14 protein-coding genes are annotated in these 17,802 nt (G+C 56.9%); 10 read left to right on the top strand and 4 right to left on the bottom strand.

What is annotated here, in order from left to right; translation table 11 throughout:
- Positions 1–57: 57 nt before the first annotated feature.
- Entirely contained in the window at positions 58–1,938 is a 1,881-nt protein-coding gene (locus EKL02_RS09830) for an RICIN domain-containing protein (RefSeq protein ID WP_164932001.1), read from the bottom strand.
- Between the two features lie 25 nt (positions 1,939–1,963).
- Here EKL02_RS09830 and EKL02_RS18170 point away from each other — a divergent pair, with 25 nt between their 5' ends.
- Entirely contained in the window at positions 1,964–2,218 is a 255-nt protein-coding gene (locus tag EKL02_RS18170; protein ID WP_164932000.1) for a hypothetical protein, read from the top strand.
- A gap of 432 nt (positions 2,219–2,650) precedes the next feature.
- Here EKL02_RS18170 and EKL02_RS18165 read toward each other — a convergent pair whose 3' ends face one another.
- Entirely contained in the window at positions 2,651–2,887 is a 237-nt protein-coding gene (locus EKL02_RS18165; RefSeq protein WP_164931999.1) for a hypothetical protein, read from the bottom strand.
- Between the two features lie 40 nt (positions 2,888–2,927).
- On the opposite strand from EKL02_RS18165, the gene EKL02_RS09825 reads away from it, so the two are divergent.
- From EKL02_RS09825 to EKL02_RS09805, 5 genes are all read left to right on the top strand, one after another.
- On the top strand, positions 2,928–4,313 hold the full coding sequence (locus tag EKL02_RS09825) for a galactose oxidase-like domain-containing protein (protein WP_164931998.1): 1,386 nt from the start codon (positions 2,928–2,930) through the stop codon (positions 4,311–4,313).
- A 329-nt stretch (positions 4,314–4,642) separates the two neighbouring features.
- Entirely contained in the window at positions 4,643–5,299 is a 657-nt protein-coding gene (locus tag EKL02_RS09820) for an RICIN domain-containing protein (RefSeq protein ID WP_164931997.1), read from the top strand.
- 271 nt (positions 5,300–5,570) lie between these two features.
- A complete protein-coding gene (locus EKL02_RS09815; RefSeq protein WP_128901877.1) occupies positions 5,571–8,408 on the top strand; it encodes an RICIN domain-containing protein in 2,838 nt (945 codons plus the stop codon).
- 78 nt (positions 8,409–8,486) lie between these two features.
- Positions 8,487–8,900: a hypothetical protein gene (locus tag EKL02_RS09810; RefSeq protein WP_128901876.1), complete on the top strand. Its 414-nt coding sequence runs from the start codon at positions 8,487–8,489 to the stop codon at positions 8,898–8,900.
- 58 nt (positions 8,901–8,958) lie between these two features.
- Entirely contained in the window at positions 8,959–9,498 is a 540-nt protein-coding gene (locus EKL02_RS09805) for an SCO family protein (protein ID WP_164931996.1), read from the top strand.
- A gap of 62 nt (positions 9,499–9,560) precedes the next feature.
- Here the strand turns inward: EKL02_RS09805 and EKL02_RS09800 are convergent, their stop codons facing one another.
- Positions 9,561–10,493: a hypothetical protein gene (locus EKL02_RS09800; protein WP_128901874.1), complete on the bottom strand. Its 933-nt coding sequence runs from the start codon at positions 10,491–10,493 to the stop codon at positions 9,561–9,563.
- A gap of 500 nt (positions 10,494–10,993) precedes the next feature.
- Between EKL02_RS09800 and galU the strand changes: the two genes are divergently transcribed.
- The 4 genes from galU to EKL02_RS09780 all read left to right on the top strand — a co-directional run bounded on the left by galU (position 10,994) and on the right by EKL02_RS09780 (position 15,464).
- Positions 10,994–11,941, top strand: a complete 948-nt coding sequence (galU, locus tag EKL02_RS09795) for a UTP--glucose-1-phosphate uridylyltransferase GalU (RefSeq protein ID WP_128903456.1) — start codon at positions 10,994–10,996, stop codon at positions 11,939–11,941.
- Positions 11,942–12,039: 98 nt separating this feature from the next.
- Positions 12,040–13,212, top strand: a complete 1,173-nt coding sequence (locus EKL02_RS09790) for a glycosyltransferase family 4 protein (RefSeq protein ID WP_206732373.1) — start codon at positions 12,040–12,042, stop codon at positions 13,210–13,212.
- Complete coding sequence (locus tag EKL02_RS09785) at positions 13,209–14,381, top strand: glycosyltransferase family 4 protein (protein WP_128901872.1); 1,173 nt, start codon at positions 13,209–13,211, stop codon at positions 14,379–14,381. The genes EKL02_RS09790 and EKL02_RS09785 overlap by 4 nt, the downstream gene beginning before the upstream one ends.
- A gap of 75 nt (positions 14,382–14,456) precedes the next feature.
- Complete coding sequence (locus tag EKL02_RS09780; protein WP_128901871.1) at positions 14,457–15,464, top strand: class I SAM-dependent methyltransferase; 1,008 nt, start codon at positions 14,457–14,459, stop codon at positions 15,462–15,464.
- Between the two features lie 82 nt (positions 15,465–15,546).
- On the opposite strand, the gene EKL02_RS09775 is transcribed toward EKL02_RS09780, so the two are convergent.
- The gene (locus tag EKL02_RS09775) at positions 15,547–17,739 is read right to left on the bottom strand and encodes a glycoside hydrolase (RefSeq protein ID WP_128901870.1); all 2,193 of its coding nucleotides are present in this window, start codon (positions 17,737–17,739) and stop codon (positions 15,547–15,549) included.
- Positions 17,740–17,802 lie beyond the last annotated feature (63 nt).

Here is a 17,802-nt window from a genome sequence, read left to right as displayed (position 1 = left end):
CACGGCCAGGCACTCACTTTCACTGCAAAGCAGAAGTCGTGCGCCGGATTACATGCGCTAAATTGCCGCCTGTTGCCAGTGCTGGTTTGCCTTGTTGCCGCAGGATTCAATGGTGACGCTGCCGCCATTCGTACCCGCAGACTGAAGGCACAGACCGGTGGCTTTTTCTATCAGCCATATTTTGCCGGCATCGGCGGCGCCCAGGCGCCATTTTTGCCGGTCACTGCCGCTGCAGTCGGTGGTGCCGACCTGCGCGCCGCCATTGCTGCCCAAGGCTTGCAGGCATAATCCATTGCCGCGCGCGACCACATGGTAATAGCTGCCATCGCCGCTGGCGACCAGGCGCCACTGCTGGTTCCTGGAATTTCCGGGTGCGGTCCCATTGACGATGACCGGCGCACCCGTCAAGTCGCCGGCGGGGATGGCAAGCCCAAGCCCTGTATCCGTATGCCTGAAGGTATACAGATTCTTTTCACCGATCGCGGCAAACAGGTTGGCCGTGCTTGCCTGGGCAACGGTGCTGGTGTAATCAGGCCGTACATTGCCGGGAACATAGTTATCCAGGCCCCAGCTCCATTGCATGCTGCCGGTCGAAAAAATCTGCGAGGACGAAGCGTCTACATAAAAGGTCACGTCACTTGTCATGCTGCCCGAATTGAAAGTGAAGGGCGAACTCGCCAGTTTTTTGGTCTGCGCGGGTGAAATTCCCTCGACATACGAATTGACCTCATATCCCAGCAAGCCTTTCAACAGTGCTCCGTTGGTCGCACCGGTTTGTGCAAACAGCCAATGGCCGGCATTCGTAATCGTGATATCGCCGACTACAGGGTCCGTTATATATTGGTTGCCGATCAGGCTGGCTTCCGGGCGCCCGAGAAAGCGGAACTGGTCTGTCGTCAGGTTGTTGTCCCGCACCGGGTCGCCGCCTCCGCGATAACAGATCATGGTGCGGTTGGTCTTGTTTTCGCCATAGGTGCCTGGAGTAAAACGAACTTGCCAGAAAAGCTGGTTGGCTGAGAAAAACGCCAGGTTGATCCCGGCCGCCCTGGCCGCAACCACGCGATCCCACATCGCCTTGGAATAGTACTCGTCGTGACCGACGGAAATAAAAGCCTTGGCCTGCCGTAGCACCTCGGCGTTTTCGTGCAGGTCCAGGTTGCTGATGTACTTGACGTCATACCCCTGTTTCTCGACCCAGCGCAGCATGTTGTAGTCCCAGCCGGCGTTGCTGATGTTGTAGCCCGCATGCGCCGGCTGCACGTTGGTCAGGAATTCGCCGGCGCCGACTCCCGGCGCGGATGCCGCCGTCGCGCCGCGGCCGTAAGGCCGGTTGAACGATACCGCGGATGCCGGCAGCTGGTTTGGGCCGCAATCCCATCCATTGGGATGCGACTCGCAGCCTGTATACATTGATTTCCCGCCCCAGAAATTGTAGGCCTGATAGGTGCTGACAGGGAGCTGCTGCACATAGGTCGCCGCCCTTGCGTCGTCACGCACGACAAAGATGACATAACTGTCTTTGACTGGCGTGGCATTGGTGCTTAGTCTGGCCAGGTAGATGCCGCTCGGCCAATATGCTCCTGAGCGCGGATCGGATTCAACATCCGGTATGCGAAGGCGCTGGCCGGCACTCCAGTCGCACTCGATCACATTGTCCGGATTCAGGCAGGGCAAGGGCTGAGCCTGTCGCGCGATCCCCTGGAATGACTGCATCAGCCGGGCACCGGTGCCGCCATAGTAGCCCATGCGGTATACATCGATGTTATAGCTTGATGCAGATGTATTGATGAAAAAGTCGATTTCACCGCCGCGGTTCACGCTGGTCAGCGAAGCATAGCCTTCGATCTCATGGTTGAGCGCAGGATTTACAAGCTGCCACCCTGCATTACCCTGCTTGGCATTTTCCAGCGCGATGACACTCGCTGCCGCCGGCGGCATATCTATAGGAGGTGCGTCGGGTGGCGTGCCTGCGACCGGTGGCGTGCCGGACGGCGGCGTGCCGGTCGCAGGCGTACCGGTCGACGGCGATTCCGCCTGGGGCGATTGCCCGCTGGCCGGTGCGCTGGAAGACCCTCCGGAACAGTTAACCAGAAATGGAGCCAGACAAACTATGACGAGGGACTTCCTGCACAGGGACCTGATGGATTTATGGATCATGGGGGCACATGGATTTGATTGGAAAAGCAAACTTGGCAATAACACCGCCAGAGAACGCTGAAACGAACATGCACTCGCGGCAAAAAAGTGATTCAGCCTGCAAAAGGTAAGCTGGCCGGCCCGCGCGCAAGTTCGACTAAATCAAACCTCCCAGCTAATGCGCCTTAAGTCACATTACTTACTTGAGATAACACAAATAAAGCTTCCCTCAAATTGTGGCTGTCACAGCACACTCGCCCCACTCCACCCTAGACAGAACCAGTAAATTGACCACCTTGCTCCCTACTGATTGCAAGAAGATTTGCGTGCCGTCATTGATGTAACGTATCACTGTGTTTCACTAACGAGAACGTTTGCGCCCCTCCCAAATCCAATCGCTAACCATGATCAGGCCGGTCGGCATTTGTCTTGATTCTGCGAGCCATGGCGCATTTCAATTTCCGTAAACAGCACGAGCATCAACAAGAGAATCAACAATGTTCATACCTTCAACTCATCGACACGCAGCGGCAATCATGGCCTCGGTATTCCTGTGTGCCGGTTGCGGCGGCGGCGGAGGCGCTTCGACGGCGACTGGGGGAACAAGCACCGGCAGTGGTTCGGAAACGCCTGCCAGCAGCACGGCAGTGACGACCACCAGCCTGATTCCCGAAATGACTTCCAGTACGAACTCCACCACGAGTGCCACGACCTCTACAACAATCACTACGACCACAAGCACGACGTCCACGCCCGTAACGCCTCCACATACACGCTCAATCTGGAGCCCTGTGATCGATCTGCCGATCGTGCCTGTGGCAGCGGCGAACCTGCCAAACGGCAAGGTACTGACATGGTCGGCCTACGCTCCCGACAATTACGGGGACGAAAATGCCTGGGGCCAAACCTATTCAGCGATTTTCGACCCGGCCACATTGAGCAGCCAGCAACGCGTCGTCACCGAAACGCAGCACGACATGTTTTGCCCCGGCACGACGCTTCTGGAAGATGGAAAAATCCTGATCAACGGCGGCAGCAGCAGTCAGAAGACCACCTTTTACGACCCGTCGAAAAATGCATGGACCAGTGGTCCGCCGATGAACATCGCTCGCGGCTACCAGGGCAATGCCATTCTTGCCGATGGCTCGGTACTGACCTTGGGGGGGGCCTGGAGCGGTGGCGAATCCGCCAAGAACGCAGAAGTCTGGAGCCCTTCGGGCTGGCGCCTCCTTCCCGGCATCCCGATCGCGCCATTTATCGGCCCCGACCCGCGCGGCACCTATCGCGGCGATAACCACCTGTGGCTTTTCCTGCAAGCCAATGGCAAGGTCTTCCATGCCGGACCTGATGCCCACATGCACTGGATTGACACCGGCGGCGCTGGCCAGGTCATCGATGCCGGATCGCGGGGCAATGACGACTACAGCATGAACGGCAACGCTGTCCTGTACGACGTCGGCAAGATTCTCAAGATCGGCGGTGCGCCAGCCTACGAAGACATTGACGCGGGCGCTGCGTCCTACATCATCGACCTGAATGCCAAATCAGTACGACAAATCGCTCCCATGCATTATGCCCGCGCCATGCACAACAGCGTGGTGCTGCCAAGCGGCCAGGTTGTCATTACCGGAGGACAGACCTATGTCAAGCTGTTTTCCGACGATCGCTCGGTATTGATGGCAGAAATCTGGGATCCGCAAACAGAGAAGTTCAGCAAGCTGTCGCCCATGAAAACGCCACGCAACTACCACAGCTTTTCGCTGTTGTTGCCGGACGGGCGAGTACTGGTTGGCGGCGGAGGGCTATGCGGCGCCTGCACGACGAACCATCCCAATGTGGAAATCCTGACGCCCCCCTATCTTCTCAACGCCGACGGCACACCGGCCTTACGGCCCGCCATCACATCGGCGCCGCCAAAAGGAACTTATGGCAACAGCATCACCGTCACCACTGACACGCCCGTCGCTTCGTTTGCACTGATCCGGCTTTCTGCAGTCACGCACTCGGTCAACAATGACCAGCGGCGTGTCCCGCTGAAGTCGAGCAGCGTTGACGGCCGCAGCCACCAGTTGACGATCCCGATCAGCCGGGGCCTTCTGCCGCCAGGCTTTTACATGCTGTTTGCGATGAACGCGGACGGCGTGCCCAGCGTAGCCACCTCCTTGCAGATCCGCTAGAACTCAAAGACTCCTACAGGGAAATTCCTGCGTGTCCTACAGATTGCCCCGGCCTGCCGGGGCAATATTTTTTTGCCAGTCATACACTTGCGATTTATTGAATCAGAACAAATGAGTCATTGAGGAAAATCACCTTGTTACAAAGCATGCCTTCTAGAGTACAAGTTCTGGGTAAATTTCTTGTTCACCATTCACAGCAGGCGGCATCGTTGACAGGGCCAATTGCATAGGAATGGCAGCGGATATCCCCAAGAAACTTTTTCCGAAATTTGGATCACGAAACTGGAGGCGAGATTATGCGCAATTTCCGAACATTCTCAGGACCTGTAATGGCAGCAACTGCATCGCTGCTGCTGATGACCGCCTGCGGCGGCGGATCAGACGGCGAGGCATCAGCCAACTCAACCACGTCGACTTCGACAGCGGATACCACCACGACGGAAGCGACTACCAGTACAACGGAAGCGACGACATCCACGACGGCAGCCACGACCACCACGGCAGGGACTACGACCACAACGCTGGCCGATCCATTCAATCTTGCTGCAGCGACCCTGGCAGTCCAGCACAGTGGCTTCTGCATGACGGTGTCAGATGCAGTTGTGGGCAGCAATGCGCGTCAATTCGCATGTGTAACGGGTAACGTTTCGCAAAGCTGGGAGATCAAGCCCGCGGGAACCAGCTATACGATTCGCAATCTGCAAAGCAATCTCTGTCTGCTCGTAAATGACGCGGCGCTCAATGTCGATCCGAATGTTCTTTCCTTTGCAGTTCAGGGGACTTGCGACGGCTCTGCCAAGACGCTCTGGAATTTCCAGCAATCACCAACGGCTGGCGAGTTCAACATCGTTTCAAAACATAGCAATCTTTGCCTTGACGTAACAGCAAGCGATGTAACGCCTGGTAAGGAAATCATTCAGTACACCTGCAACAGTGTCGCCAACCAGCCTAACCAGCGCTGGAAATTCACTTCTGTCGCGCCGTAATATTCCGGCCTAGCCAGGTCCGCACACGGCACGTCGTGGCGCAGCAAATGCTGCGCCACGACGGGGCTGTTCCGCACGGCTGCACGCCTTCGCGCCTTTACACCCCGCTGCGGCTTTCCTGCACTGAAGACACGGGCTACGTTGACCAAAGTCATTCTGCACAAGATACAAATCGACTATATTTAATGTCTAACAGGATTCGTCCCCTGAGACCTCCGCCCCTTGATTTTGCAGTCAGCATCACCCATCGCACCTCCCTGGCGAGTTCATTATGCCCACCTCCTGCTTACCTTTCATTCGTATTGGCATGTTCCTGCTTGCCGCATGCTGCAGCCTGCTTTCACCATCGGCCTTTGCCCAGACGGCATACAGCACGATGGTTGCCAGCCATAGCGGCAAGTGCGCCGACGTCGAGGCAGGAGGCTGGAACTCGGGCGACCGCGTCATCCAGTACGCCTGCCATAACGGCGACAACCAGCAATGGACGATCACCGCGTATAACGGCGCTTTTCAGGTGATTGCCAAACGTACCGGACAATGCCTGAGCGTTGCCGGAGACTCGTCGCAGGCGGGAGCCCAGACAGTGCAGTTTCCCTGTGGCGGCTATACCAACCAGTTATGGGATATCAAGTACGTGGGTAACGCGGTGCAACTGCTGGCCAGGCAGACAGGCATGTGCCTGACCGTGCAAGGCGGATCCCAGCAAGATGTCGTGCCGTTGGTTCAGCAGGCTTGCACCGGCTCAGCAGCCCAGCTTTGGAATTTTTCCAATGCCGCCGTCCTTCCGCCACCGCCGCCGCCGCCACCTGCGCCGGGCACGCCGGCCTACAGTGCCATCGTCAATGCCGCCAGCGGCAAATGCGTGGATGCCGAAGCCGGCGGCTGGAATACGGGCGCGCGCATCATTCAGTACACCTGCCATACCCAGGACAACCAGCAATGGAGCCTGGCGCCCGCCAATGGTGCTTACCGGATCGTCGGCAAGCGCATCGGTGAATGCATTACGCCGACTAACGGCTCCGCCCAGGCTGGCACACCCATGGCGCAACTTGCCTGCGGCGCGTTTGCCAACCAGCTCTGGACCATCAAGTACGTGGGCAACTCGGTACAGCTGACCGGCCAGGCCACTGGCCTGTGCCTGGGCGTGGAAAACGGTTCGCTGCAAGATGTCGCGCAACTGGTCCAGCAATCCTGCAGCAGCGCTCCCAGCCAGTTGTGGAACTTCAGTAATGCGGCTGTTCTGCCTTCCCCGCCTTCGCCGCCGCCAGGCGCCACGACCACGACCATCAGTCCCAGTCATAGTGGGAAGTGCCTGACCATTGCCGGTTCCCAGACTGCGGCTGGCAGCGCCGCCACCCAGGCAAGCTGCGACGGCTCAACACGCCAGGCATGGAAAGTGACTGTTGCCGGCGATACCTACACAATTGCCCTGAATTCAAGCGGGCTCTGCCTCGCAATCCAGGGGGCCAGCCAGACGCCGGGAGGCGCCGCGGTCCTGGCGGCCTGCGATGGGGCAGCCAATACTTTGTGGACCTTGCAAGCCAGCGGCAACTACAAGCTCTTGTTGCCGCGCCATAGCGGACAATGCCTGGACATTGACGGGAACAGCCAGTTCGACGGCGCGGCGGCAATCCAGTGGACCTGTAGCGGCAATGCCAATCAGGCATGGACTCTCAATGCGCCCCCACCCACTGCCAGCCAGCTCCCGACAGCCTGGAGCGGATTGATTCAATTTCCGATTGTGCCGGTCGCAGCTGCCAATTTGCCAGATGGGAAAGTACTGACCTGGTCAGCTTACGCCCCCGACAATTTTGGCGACGACAATGCCTGGGGAAGGACTTATACCGCCATCTTCGATCCCGCCACCCAATCCGTCTTGTCGCGCGTCGTCAGCGAAACAGGACATGACATGTTTTGCCCGGGCACCAGCCTGCTGCCGGACGGCAGACTGCTGGTCAACGGCGGCAGCAGCAGCCAGAAAACCAGCATCTACAATCCCGCCAACAATACCTGGAGCACGGGAGCGCTGATGAACATTCCGCGCGGCTATCCTGGCAACACCACGCTAGCCAATGGCTCCGTCCTGACCCTCGGCGGTTCATGGAGTGGAGGAGAAGGTGGCAAGATCGGTGAAGTATGGACAGCGTCCGGTGGCTGGACGCGCAAGACCGGCATACCCGCGACGCCGTTCACCGGCCCGGACCCGCGCGGCGTCTTCCGTGGCGACAATCACCTGTGGCTGTTCCCCCATACCAATGGACGGGTATTCCATGCCGGGCCGACTGCCGCAATGCACTGGATCACCACGGCCGGCAATGGCAACGTGACGTCCGCCGGCAATCGTGGCGACGATACCTACAGCATGAATGGCAATGCCGTGATGTACGACATCGGCAAGATTCTCAAGACCGGCGGGGCGCCGGCCTATGAAGAAGCGAATGCGAATGCCTCTGCGTTCGTGATTGACCTGAACGCCAACGCGACGCGCCGGATCGCCTCGATGAACTATGCACGCGCCATGCATAACAGCGTGGTTTTGCCGAACGGCCAGGTCATCATCTCCGGTGGACAAACGTATGTAAAGATCTTTTCCGATGAGCGTTCCGTGCTGATGACAGAACTGTGGGATCCCCGTACGGAATCATTTACCAAGCTGTCGGCCATGCAAGTCCCTCGCAATTATCACAGCTTCTCATTGCTGCTCCCGGATGGCCGCGTGCTGATCGGCGGTGGCGGCTTGTGCGGTTCCTGCACCACCAACCATTTCAATGCGCAAGTTCTCACGCCTCCCTATCTGCTGAATGGCGACGGTACGCCCGCGACCAGGCCATCCATTATTTCCGCGCCTGCAAACGGTGCGGCAGGCGGCACCCTTGCCGTCTCCACAAGCACGGCCGCTACGTTTGCGATGGTTCGACTGTCGGCCGTCACGCATTCCATCAACAATGACCAGCGCCGGATTCCGTTGCAGATTTCGGCGCAAAACGGCAATAGCTATACGCTGCAATTACCTGCCGACAGAGGAATCATTTTGCCGGGCTATTACATGCTGTTTGCATTGAACGCGAACGGTGTGCCAAGCGTTTCAAGAACCATACGGATTCAGTAACCAGGGCAGGCAAACATGTTCCGAAGCCAGTTATGGAAAAAATTACCTGCCACCCTGTCTCTGTGTGCATTGTGCCTCATGACCATTTCCTGTTCAGCCGGGAACCAGGAAGAGATGACGCTGCAAAAGCAATACCGGCAAGGGAAGGATATTTTCACAGGCAAGGAAGCCATTCCGGCGATGATTTCCGGACATCAGGCCAGGCTGCCGCCTCAGGTTGCAAGATGCATCAATTGTCATGTCCCGGATAAATCGGGCGTCGCCAAAAAGGAATCGGCACCGTCGCTCAGCAGCGCTTGGCTGCAACAAGCCCGCACGCGACGAGGCGGGCCGGCATTTGCGTATGAAAGGGAAAATTTTTGCAAGACCTTGCGTTCCGGCGTCGATCCAGAATACGTCGTATTGAACCGCGCCATGCCGCGTTTTGAACTAAGTAATGAGCAATGCCTGGCCTTATGGCTGTACCTTACGGAGAAGCGTGACGATGAGTGAGCTGAAACGGCAAGTGATAGATCCACGACGGCGCAGCGTCCTTTGCTGCATGGCTGGAATGGCACTTGCTGCCAGCACCATCTCTCGCCTGGCGCATTCGCACGCCCTCGTCGGAGCGATACGGCCGCCTCTGGCACTGCCGGCCATCAAGCTTGTTCGCCATGATGGCGCCGCCACCGACCTGCACACCCAATTGCGCGGCAAAACCACAGCGCTGCAATTCATGTTCACTGGCTGCAGCCAGACCTGTTCCCTGCAAGGGGCGCTGTTCGCGGCAGTCCAGCATCAGCTGCCCGCCAATGTAAAGAATAACGTCCAGTTTTTATCGGTCAGCATCGATCCATTGGGTGACGATGCACGCGCGCTTTCTGCCTGGCTGCGGCAATTCGGCGCCGGCCCAAACTGGGTTGCCGCCCTGCCCACCGTCAAGGAACTGGATCAGTTAAGGACAGCCTTACAGATCCGCAACGATGGCCCCGACAGTCATACCGGGCAGGTTTTCTTGATTGACCGCCAGGGGCTGCTGGTATGGGGCACAGAGGACTTGCCGCCGGTGGAGGTAGTGCTGCGCCAGCTGGTGAATATTGCTCGCGCATGAAAAATGGCCGCTTGCGCGGCCATCCTGTGTACTGCATTACCGCGGAGCGGAGTTCGCAGAAATTATTGCAGCGGCGGCGGGTTCTTGCGGATCTCTTCCATCGTGCTGCCGTAATTCTTGTTCGGCACCAGAAGGGTCGCGGTACGCCAGTCCTTGCTCGCCAACATCGTACGACCGGTACCGATACCCGGCGCATAACCCAGGCTCCAGGTTGACTGGCCGTTGCCAGGCCAGTAGTCGGCGCCGGCATTCACCACGTATTTCGCGCTTGCACGGTCATCCGGCTTGCTGGTGTTGTCGACCGCCAGTTTGAAATCCATCGATACATACACTGCACGGACATCCTTCGGATCAATGTTAACCGAGTTGCCATAGCCATGATAGAAATTCGGATAAGTAGGCTTGACCGAAACACCGCCAGACGATTCATTGCGCGGCGAACCGGCACCGGCATAGGCAAATGGATATTTCCACTCTTCCGAGTACGGCGCAGCCTTGACGTCATACTGCTTCCATGTACGCGTCGCCTCCGAGAGGATGTAAAAACGCAGGTTGGCCACCTGGACACGGGTATTGGTAGCAGCGTTGCCCTGCGCTTCCTGGGTCGTAAACCAGGTCAGCACGCTATAAGTCCACTCCGGGCGATTGCCGGTCCACCAGCTGGGGATAGCATCGCCGCGCGGTGCATGCATGACGATCGCCGGCTGATATTGCCAGTCATAGCGCGGATCGATGGCGACCGCTTCGCTCTTGGATGTCATGTCGGCAATGATCTGATCGATCGATGCCGTGGCAGCCGCTGCTGGTGCGGCTGATGGGCTAGTCGTTGCGGGCGCTGCGGACGTCGACGATGACGGTGCCGCCTGCACGGTGGCTGGTTCTGTTGCTACCGAACTATCGAGAACGACACTGGTGCTGGCAGAGGAAGTCGGGGTGGATGAACCGGCTGCTGCGGTATCGACTGCACCGCCGCCGCCGCCACCGCAGGCAGACAAGATAAGGGAGAAAATTAATGTAGAAGGTATAGCAATGCGTTTCAAATCGTTACTCCTGAAATTGCGGATTGGCGATTATTTGCACTAACGCAAGTTGGACGGCAAATAATCCTGACACGAAGGAAATGGCGAAAGACTCAACCAACTTCATTCATCATTTTTCCGTTCGGAAAGTGCAGTAACAGACCTTGCCCCGCAGAACTAAGTTCCGCCTGGATAGAATTTACTGGGCGAATTTCTTTATTTTTGGCAGTTTTCTTGTCAGAGCGGAATGCTTCTTATGAGGTGTTGACGCAACGCCAATCAGAAATGCAGGCGCTTGAACATTAATCAGGCGCAGCCATTTGTCAGGTTCTGATTGCGCCTTTGACAGTGAGCAAAATACAAAAACAACAGCGGGCTATCGTAAAAGCCATCAGCTATTGCTCTTCCCTTACAAGCCCGACAACACGAAGACTGTTGCCCCGAACAAGCTCTTCTCATCACAGGAAATGAATCTCATGCCTGAACAAATCACCAAAGCAGTCTTCCCGGTTGCCGGACTCGGAACGCGATTTTTACCGGCCACCAAAGCCAGTCCCAAGGAAATGTTGCCAATCGTTGACAAGCCGCTCATTCAGTACGCAGTTGAAGAAGCTGCAGCGGCGGGCATCACCGAACTGATCTTTGTTACCGGACGTAACAAAAGGGCAATCGAAGATCATTTCGATAAGGCTTACGAACTGGAAAAGGAACTTGAGGCAGACAACAAGCACGCATTGCTGAACGTGCTGAGCAGCATCAAGCCGAGAAACGTCGAATGTTTTTATGTGCGCCAGGCCGAAGCATTGGGCCTGGGGCATGCTGTCCTGTGTGCAGAACGGCTTGTGCATAACCAGCCGTTTGCCGTCATCCTGGCTGATGACTTGCTGGAAAGTGAAATTCCAGTACTGCGCCAGATGACCAGATTGCATGCACAGCATGGAAGCAGCGTCATCGGTGTCGAATCCATATCACCACAACAAAGCCGCTCCTACGGCGTAGTCGCCGGCAAGCCCGCAGGAGAGCGCCTGCTTCGCCTGCATGGCATCGTTGAAAAACCGGCGCCAGAAAATGCACCATCGAACCTCGGCGTGGTGGGCCGCTATATATTGACGCCGGCGATATTTTCACACCTGCGCAATATTGGACCGGGTGCCGGCGGTGAACTGCAACTCACCGACGCCATTGCCAATTTGATCACCGAAGAAACCGTATATGCCTATGAATTCGAAGGCATACGCTATGACTGCGGCTCAAAGAAAGGCTATCTCGAGGCGACTGTGCAATTCGCGCTCAGGCATCCTGAAGTCGGCGCGGCATTCAGGGAATACCTTGAGAACACCATACACCAGCAGCTTGGCGGTGAACTTGAGACGCAATTTCACCGCGCACCGCCAACACAGACGTTCGACGCCATACGCATTTAAATCGACGCATCAAGGCCAATTCAACCATCAGGAAGGTGTCTCGCTTGAGTACTCTGCTGTCGATTAATAACTATTACTACCGCCGAGGCGGCGCCGAGGTGGTATTCCTCGAGCAGAACCGGCTATTCGAAGAGAACGGCTGGAAAATCGTGCCGTTTGCCATGCGCCACGAAAAAAATCTTCCGAGTGAGTGGGCAGACTATTTCGTTGATGAAATTGAATATGGCGAAGAGTACACGTTCATGGAAAAGGCATTGCGCGCCCAGAAAGTCGCCTATTCTTTTGAAGCACGCCGCAAGATCTCCCGTCTGCTGGACGCCGCAAAGCCGCAGGTGGCGCACGCACATAATGTCTATCATCATCTCTCCCCGTCTTTTCTTGGCGTGCTTAAAAAACGTGGCATCCCCACCGTCATGACGGTGCACGACCTTAAGCTCGCCTGCCCCGCATACAAGATGCTGGCGCGTGACGGTGTCTGCGAGCGCTGCAAAGGTGGCGCCATCTGGAATGTCGCGCGCCAGCGGTGCGTCAAGGATTCTTTTGCGCTCAGCACCGTAGTCATGGCGGAAACCGCACTGCATCGCCTCCTGGGCAGCTATGAAAATGGCATTGACCGCTTTGTCGTCCCGAGCCGGTTCTGCATGGACAAGCTCGTCGAATGGGGATGGCCCCGCGATCGCTTCACTTACATCCCCAATTTCGTCGATGCAGAACATCTCGAGCCCCATCACGCTCCGGGCAAGGCTTATCTTTACATGGGCAGGCTTGCCGCTGAAAAAGGCGTCGCGACATTTGTTCGCGCAGTCGCCGAAGCTGGTGTTCGCGGATGGATCGTAGGTACCGGCCCGGATGAAGAAAAGCTGCGGGCATTGACCGAAAGCACCGGCGCCAATATCCAGTTTTTGGGATACCAGCATGGCAAAACACTTTTCAGCATCCTGAGTTCGGCGCGCGCCCTTGTTTTGCCGTCCGAACTGTATGAAAACGCTCCCGTCAGCATCATGGAAGCCTATGCCCTGGAACGTCCTGTCATAGGCGCCCGCATCGGCGGCATTCCGGAACTGATCCGGGAAAACGAAACCGGTGCCATGTTTACCAGCGGCGATTATCTTGAACTGGCTGAGAAATTACGGCAATTTGAAAACATGGATCGCAGCCAGGTGCACGATATGGGCAAGGCCGGCCGCGCGTGGATGCTTAAGGAATTCACCGCTCGCCATTATCTCCAGCGCTTGCTTGATCTCTACCAGAGCCTCGGAGTATCGCTATGAAAAAACCTTTGTCCATCATGTGGCTTGGCTTGCGTGGATTTCCCATGGTACAGGGCGGGGTTGAAACGCATGCCGAGAACCTGTGCCCTCACCTGGCAACACTGGGCTGCGAAGTCACCGTCATCGTCCGTTCATCGTACCAGCGTCCAGACGTGGGGCCGGAATGGAAAAATGTGCGATTTCGTACGATTTGGTCGCCGCGATCAAAACGCCTGGAAGCCATCGTCCATACTTTCCTTGGTGTGATGTACGCTGCGATCAAGCGTCCCGACATACTGCATATCCAGGCAATCGGTCCTGGCCTGATGACACCGCTTGCGCGCCTTTTCGGCCTGCGTGTCGTCGTCACGCATCATGGTCCCGACTATGATCGCCAGAAATGGGGGGCACTCGCAAAACAGGTATTGCGTCTGGGCGAGTATTGCGGCATGCGCTTTGCCAACCGGCGCATTGCAATTTCAGACGGCATCCGTCAACTCGTGCGGCAGAAGCACGGCCTGGATTGCGCAGTCATACCGAATGGCGTGGAAATGCCGGAGCGCACCGCCAGCATTACCAGTATTGACCGCTTCGGCCTGCAGCCGCAACGTTATGTTTTGCTGGTCAGCCGCTTCGTGCCGGAAAAACGTCATCATGACCTGATTCAGGCATTCGCCAGCGCTGCGCTCCATGGCTGGAAGCTCGTACTTGTGGGCAGTGCGGACCATCCGGACAGCTATACCGCCTCGGTCCTTGAAATGGCCAAAGCAACGCCCGATGTCATCTGCACGGGATTTCAGACCGGCATGGCGTTGAAAGAGCTCTATCAGCATGCCGGGATCTTCGTCTTGCCGTCTTCGCACGAGGGCTTGCCCATCGCACTGCTGGAAGCCATGAGCTATGGCCTGCCGGCGATTGCCAGCGACATCGGCGCAAATCGTGAAATTGACTGCAATGACATTGACTACTTTCCTGTTGGCGATGTGCAATCACTTTCTTCTCTTCTCAAGCAACGCGCAGCGGCCAGCCAGGAAGCGGGCCAGCGCGACCGGCTTCGCAGCTTTGTTCTCGAACGCTACAGGTGGCTCGACATCGGCAAGCGAACGTTTGAAATTTATACTGGCCTGCTGGCCGAGCGCGACCAGTACCAACCAAATCATGGGCTACTGAAATGGCTGGATCGGCGTTGAGCGGCTCGTAATCCCTCCTCTGACTTAAGACAATAAATTCATTTCCATCGGTCGACAACCAACCGGAGCCAAAACATGACCGTTTTAAAACATCAGGATGCTGAAGTTTATATAGAACAGCTTCCAAACAACAAAAACAAAGTCAATGTCAGGATGACCAGGGACTTGTTCATTCCAATTGCGCAATGCGAAACAAGCTATCCCGTTGCGTTAATCGAAAAAATACTGGAAATCAAGGGGCCCAACTGGCTGTGCGATGAAATCATGCGGGAGGAATCGCCTGATCATGTTGTTCAGAAGTCCTTGAACTATGACTTATTGAGCTTCCAGGACCTGGAACATTTCAAGGGCAAGTGCTTGCTTGACTTTGGCTGCGGCAGCGGCGCTTCGACGATGGTGTTGGCAAGGATGTTCCCGCAAACAAAAATCATTGGTGTCGAACTGGAAGAAAAGCTTGTATCAGTCGCAAAGCAACGCGCAGCACATTATGGCTACAACAATGTCGACCTTCTCCAGTCTCCGGATCCGGATTCATTACCCGCCGGGATCGGTGAATTCGATTATGTGGTATTGAGCGCAGTGTATGAACATCTCTTGCCGAATGAGCGGGAGCCCATCCTGCATCAACTCTGGAGTGTCTTGAAACCGGGCGGCATCCTGTTCCTCAACCAGACGCCGCATATCGGATTTCCGATTGAAACGCATACGACCGGTGGTCTGCCATTCATTAATTACTTGCCTGACAAACTAGCCTGCTTTTATGCACGTCACTTTTCCAAAAGGGATTTGCAGGATAAATCCTGGAAAGAACTGCTCAGAATGGGCATACGTGGCGGCAGCGTCCAGGAGGTTGTTGAAATCCTCAATCGGACAAGGCGAAATTCGCTGCTGTTGAAACCGGTGGCGCCCGGCATGAAAGATAATATTGATCTCTGGTATGTGCAGTCGCGCGGTGACAACCGCTTCCCGCTGGCCAAAAAACTCATATTCCTGTCGTCCAAGCTATTGAAAACAGTTACCGGCGCAGTCATGGTGCCCTACCTGTCACTGGCAATCATGAAGGACAAGAACCAGAACGCCTGAGCAAATCCCCCCGTGGGGGAACATGCGTTTGCATCGCAGCATAATGCATGCCGTCATCTAGTCGCGCGCCCTACAGGCACAATCACGAAGGCAGGTGCACGAGTTCAAAATAGGTAGTCGGACCGTCGGGGAGCGCATTGGTATCCAGTTCAATTTCCAGAACCTTCCCGGACTTCTTGAGCGGCAGCTCAACACTGCGCTCACCGTTCAGCGTCAATGCAAACAGGCGCAGCTTTTCCGGGCTTGCATGCAACAATTCAAAACGGATCTTTGCCGTTCTCAGCAAGACTGGCTTGCCACCCAGTTTTTTTAAAACCTTGGCTTCTGCATCGCCGAATTCCATGCCAGTGTTGCGCGCATCCGTCGCAAATATAAGCAATATGCGTGAACTGGACTTCAATGCACCGCCGTCCATCGCCGAGGCGGATAGTAATGCAGGAGCGCTGGACTCCTTGATTCGCAATTGACGCAAGCCCGTCGGCGGCACACTGTCAAATGCCGCCGCCTCCGTTCTGGCGCTTGCCACGCTCAATGTACGCATGCGGGCATCGAGGTGAATCTCGCCGGTATCACTTTCAAGTATGCCCCTGGCTGCATCGCTGGTATTGGTTGCTGGAAGGATGGCTGCCTTTTTCAACATCGCAAGACGTTCCTCGTCTGCACGGGACGGCGCATTGATCGCCACCAGGTTGCCGACCTTGCGCATCAGGCGGGAAATGCCAGTGGGCGCGGCATCATCCGGATCGATGGCAAGATCCAGTTTGACCCCGGCGGCCGCTTTCACACGCGGCTCCCAGATCACGCCCATGCCGCTCACCAGGCCAATCAGTTCGACGTCGTCGGCTAGAAGGCCGATTCCTGACTGCCGCTTGAACACATAGTCGCCATCCAGCTTGAGTGCCACGCGGGATACCGAAGGCCTGACGTCACCGCGCAGGAACAGCAATGCTGCCAGTGTCTCGCTGGCGCGCAGTACCGGATCTGCGCCGGCCGTGAATGGAAACAGGTACTGGTGGCGGGCACCGCGACGACTGCCATATTCGAGCTCGATCGGACCACTGGCGTGGCGGCAGATGGCATCCCAGTCCTGAAACGCTGCATAGGCCCCCATTGCCAGGCCGGATTCATATCGGTAGCGGTTCCAGAATGGCTGGTCGAATTCGGTGACGGCGAATGGCTTGTTCCAGTAACGTCCGCCAGCCAGGTCGCGAATGTACGCCAGCCTGTCGGACAGCGAACTAAGCTGCTTGATGGTCGACCCGGGTGCGGTGAATGCGCTCGCCTCATCGTGGTAGGAGTGCGCTGCAACCAGGTCAAGCTGGGCACGCGCGGCGATATCCTGCATGGTGAACCAGTTATCGAAGCTGGAAATCATGCCGGGGTAACCCTGACTGCGCAGGTGCGCCGTCATCCATTGGTGCGTGCGCGCTTGCAGGTCGAAGTGGAAACGCTGCGCATCCTGCATCCGGGGCGATGCGCTCCATTCGTGCCGAGGCAATTCGATGCTCTCTTTCGTGCCGGCGTGAGCGCCCCATTTTTTCAGTGCATGGCCTGCCGAGCCGTATTCGCGCGCCAGCCAGCGGGCGAACTCCCGATTCAACGCCGGGCTGGCATTGTGGTTCAACAAGGGATTCAGTCCGCCTTCATTGACGGTGATCACCGCCATCAGCGCCGGGTCTTGCAGCGGGCTAAGGCCTGTGTAGGGGTTTTTCAAGGCCAGTATCCGGTCGACCAGCTGGCGCCAGTGTTGCTGGTCAGCGGGATCGAGATACACTCCCAGCTTGACATTGCGGCGATCCGCCCACCGGTCCGGCCCGACATCGCCATAGGCGCCATTCCACGACGTCAGGGCATCCATCATCCAGTAAATTCCCTCGCGCTTGAGCGCAGCCAGGAAATAGTGGAATCTGTCCAGCTGCACCGGATCAAAGTCGAAATCCTTGCTGCGCCCATGCATCAGGACATTTTCGACAAAATGAAAGCGCGCCAGGTTGTACCCATGCATGCGCAACTGGCGCGCATAGCGGTCCGCGGTTTCATGATCCGGGAAGCCTTCCTCGACGCCATACGGCTGAGAGGCACACATGAAGCGCTGGCGCTGCCCCGGCTTCTTTTCAAATGCGATGTGACCGTCCGGCGTGGCAATCGCACGCCCATGCCTGCCTGCCTGTCCAGTACCGACATGTGCGGAAAAATCCAGAATGCTTCCGGGCTGTATGCTCAGGTCCTGGTCCTTGAGCGGGCGCCACTCCCCTGCTTCGGCCGGCATTGCCATCAGCAGGGGAAAACATAATGCAATCAATGCGCCGTGCGCTTGCCTACGGCGGCAAAGGTCAAG

The organism is Janthinobacterium sp. 17J80-10, assembly GCF_004114795.1.
In the GTDB taxonomy this organism is placed as follows: domain Bacteria; phylum Pseudomonadota; class Gammaproteobacteria; order Burkholderiales; family Burkholderiaceae_D; genus Paucimonas.
The sequence above is the reverse complement of the archived record's forward strand: the minus strand, read 5'-3'. Positions and strand labels throughout refer to the sequence as shown.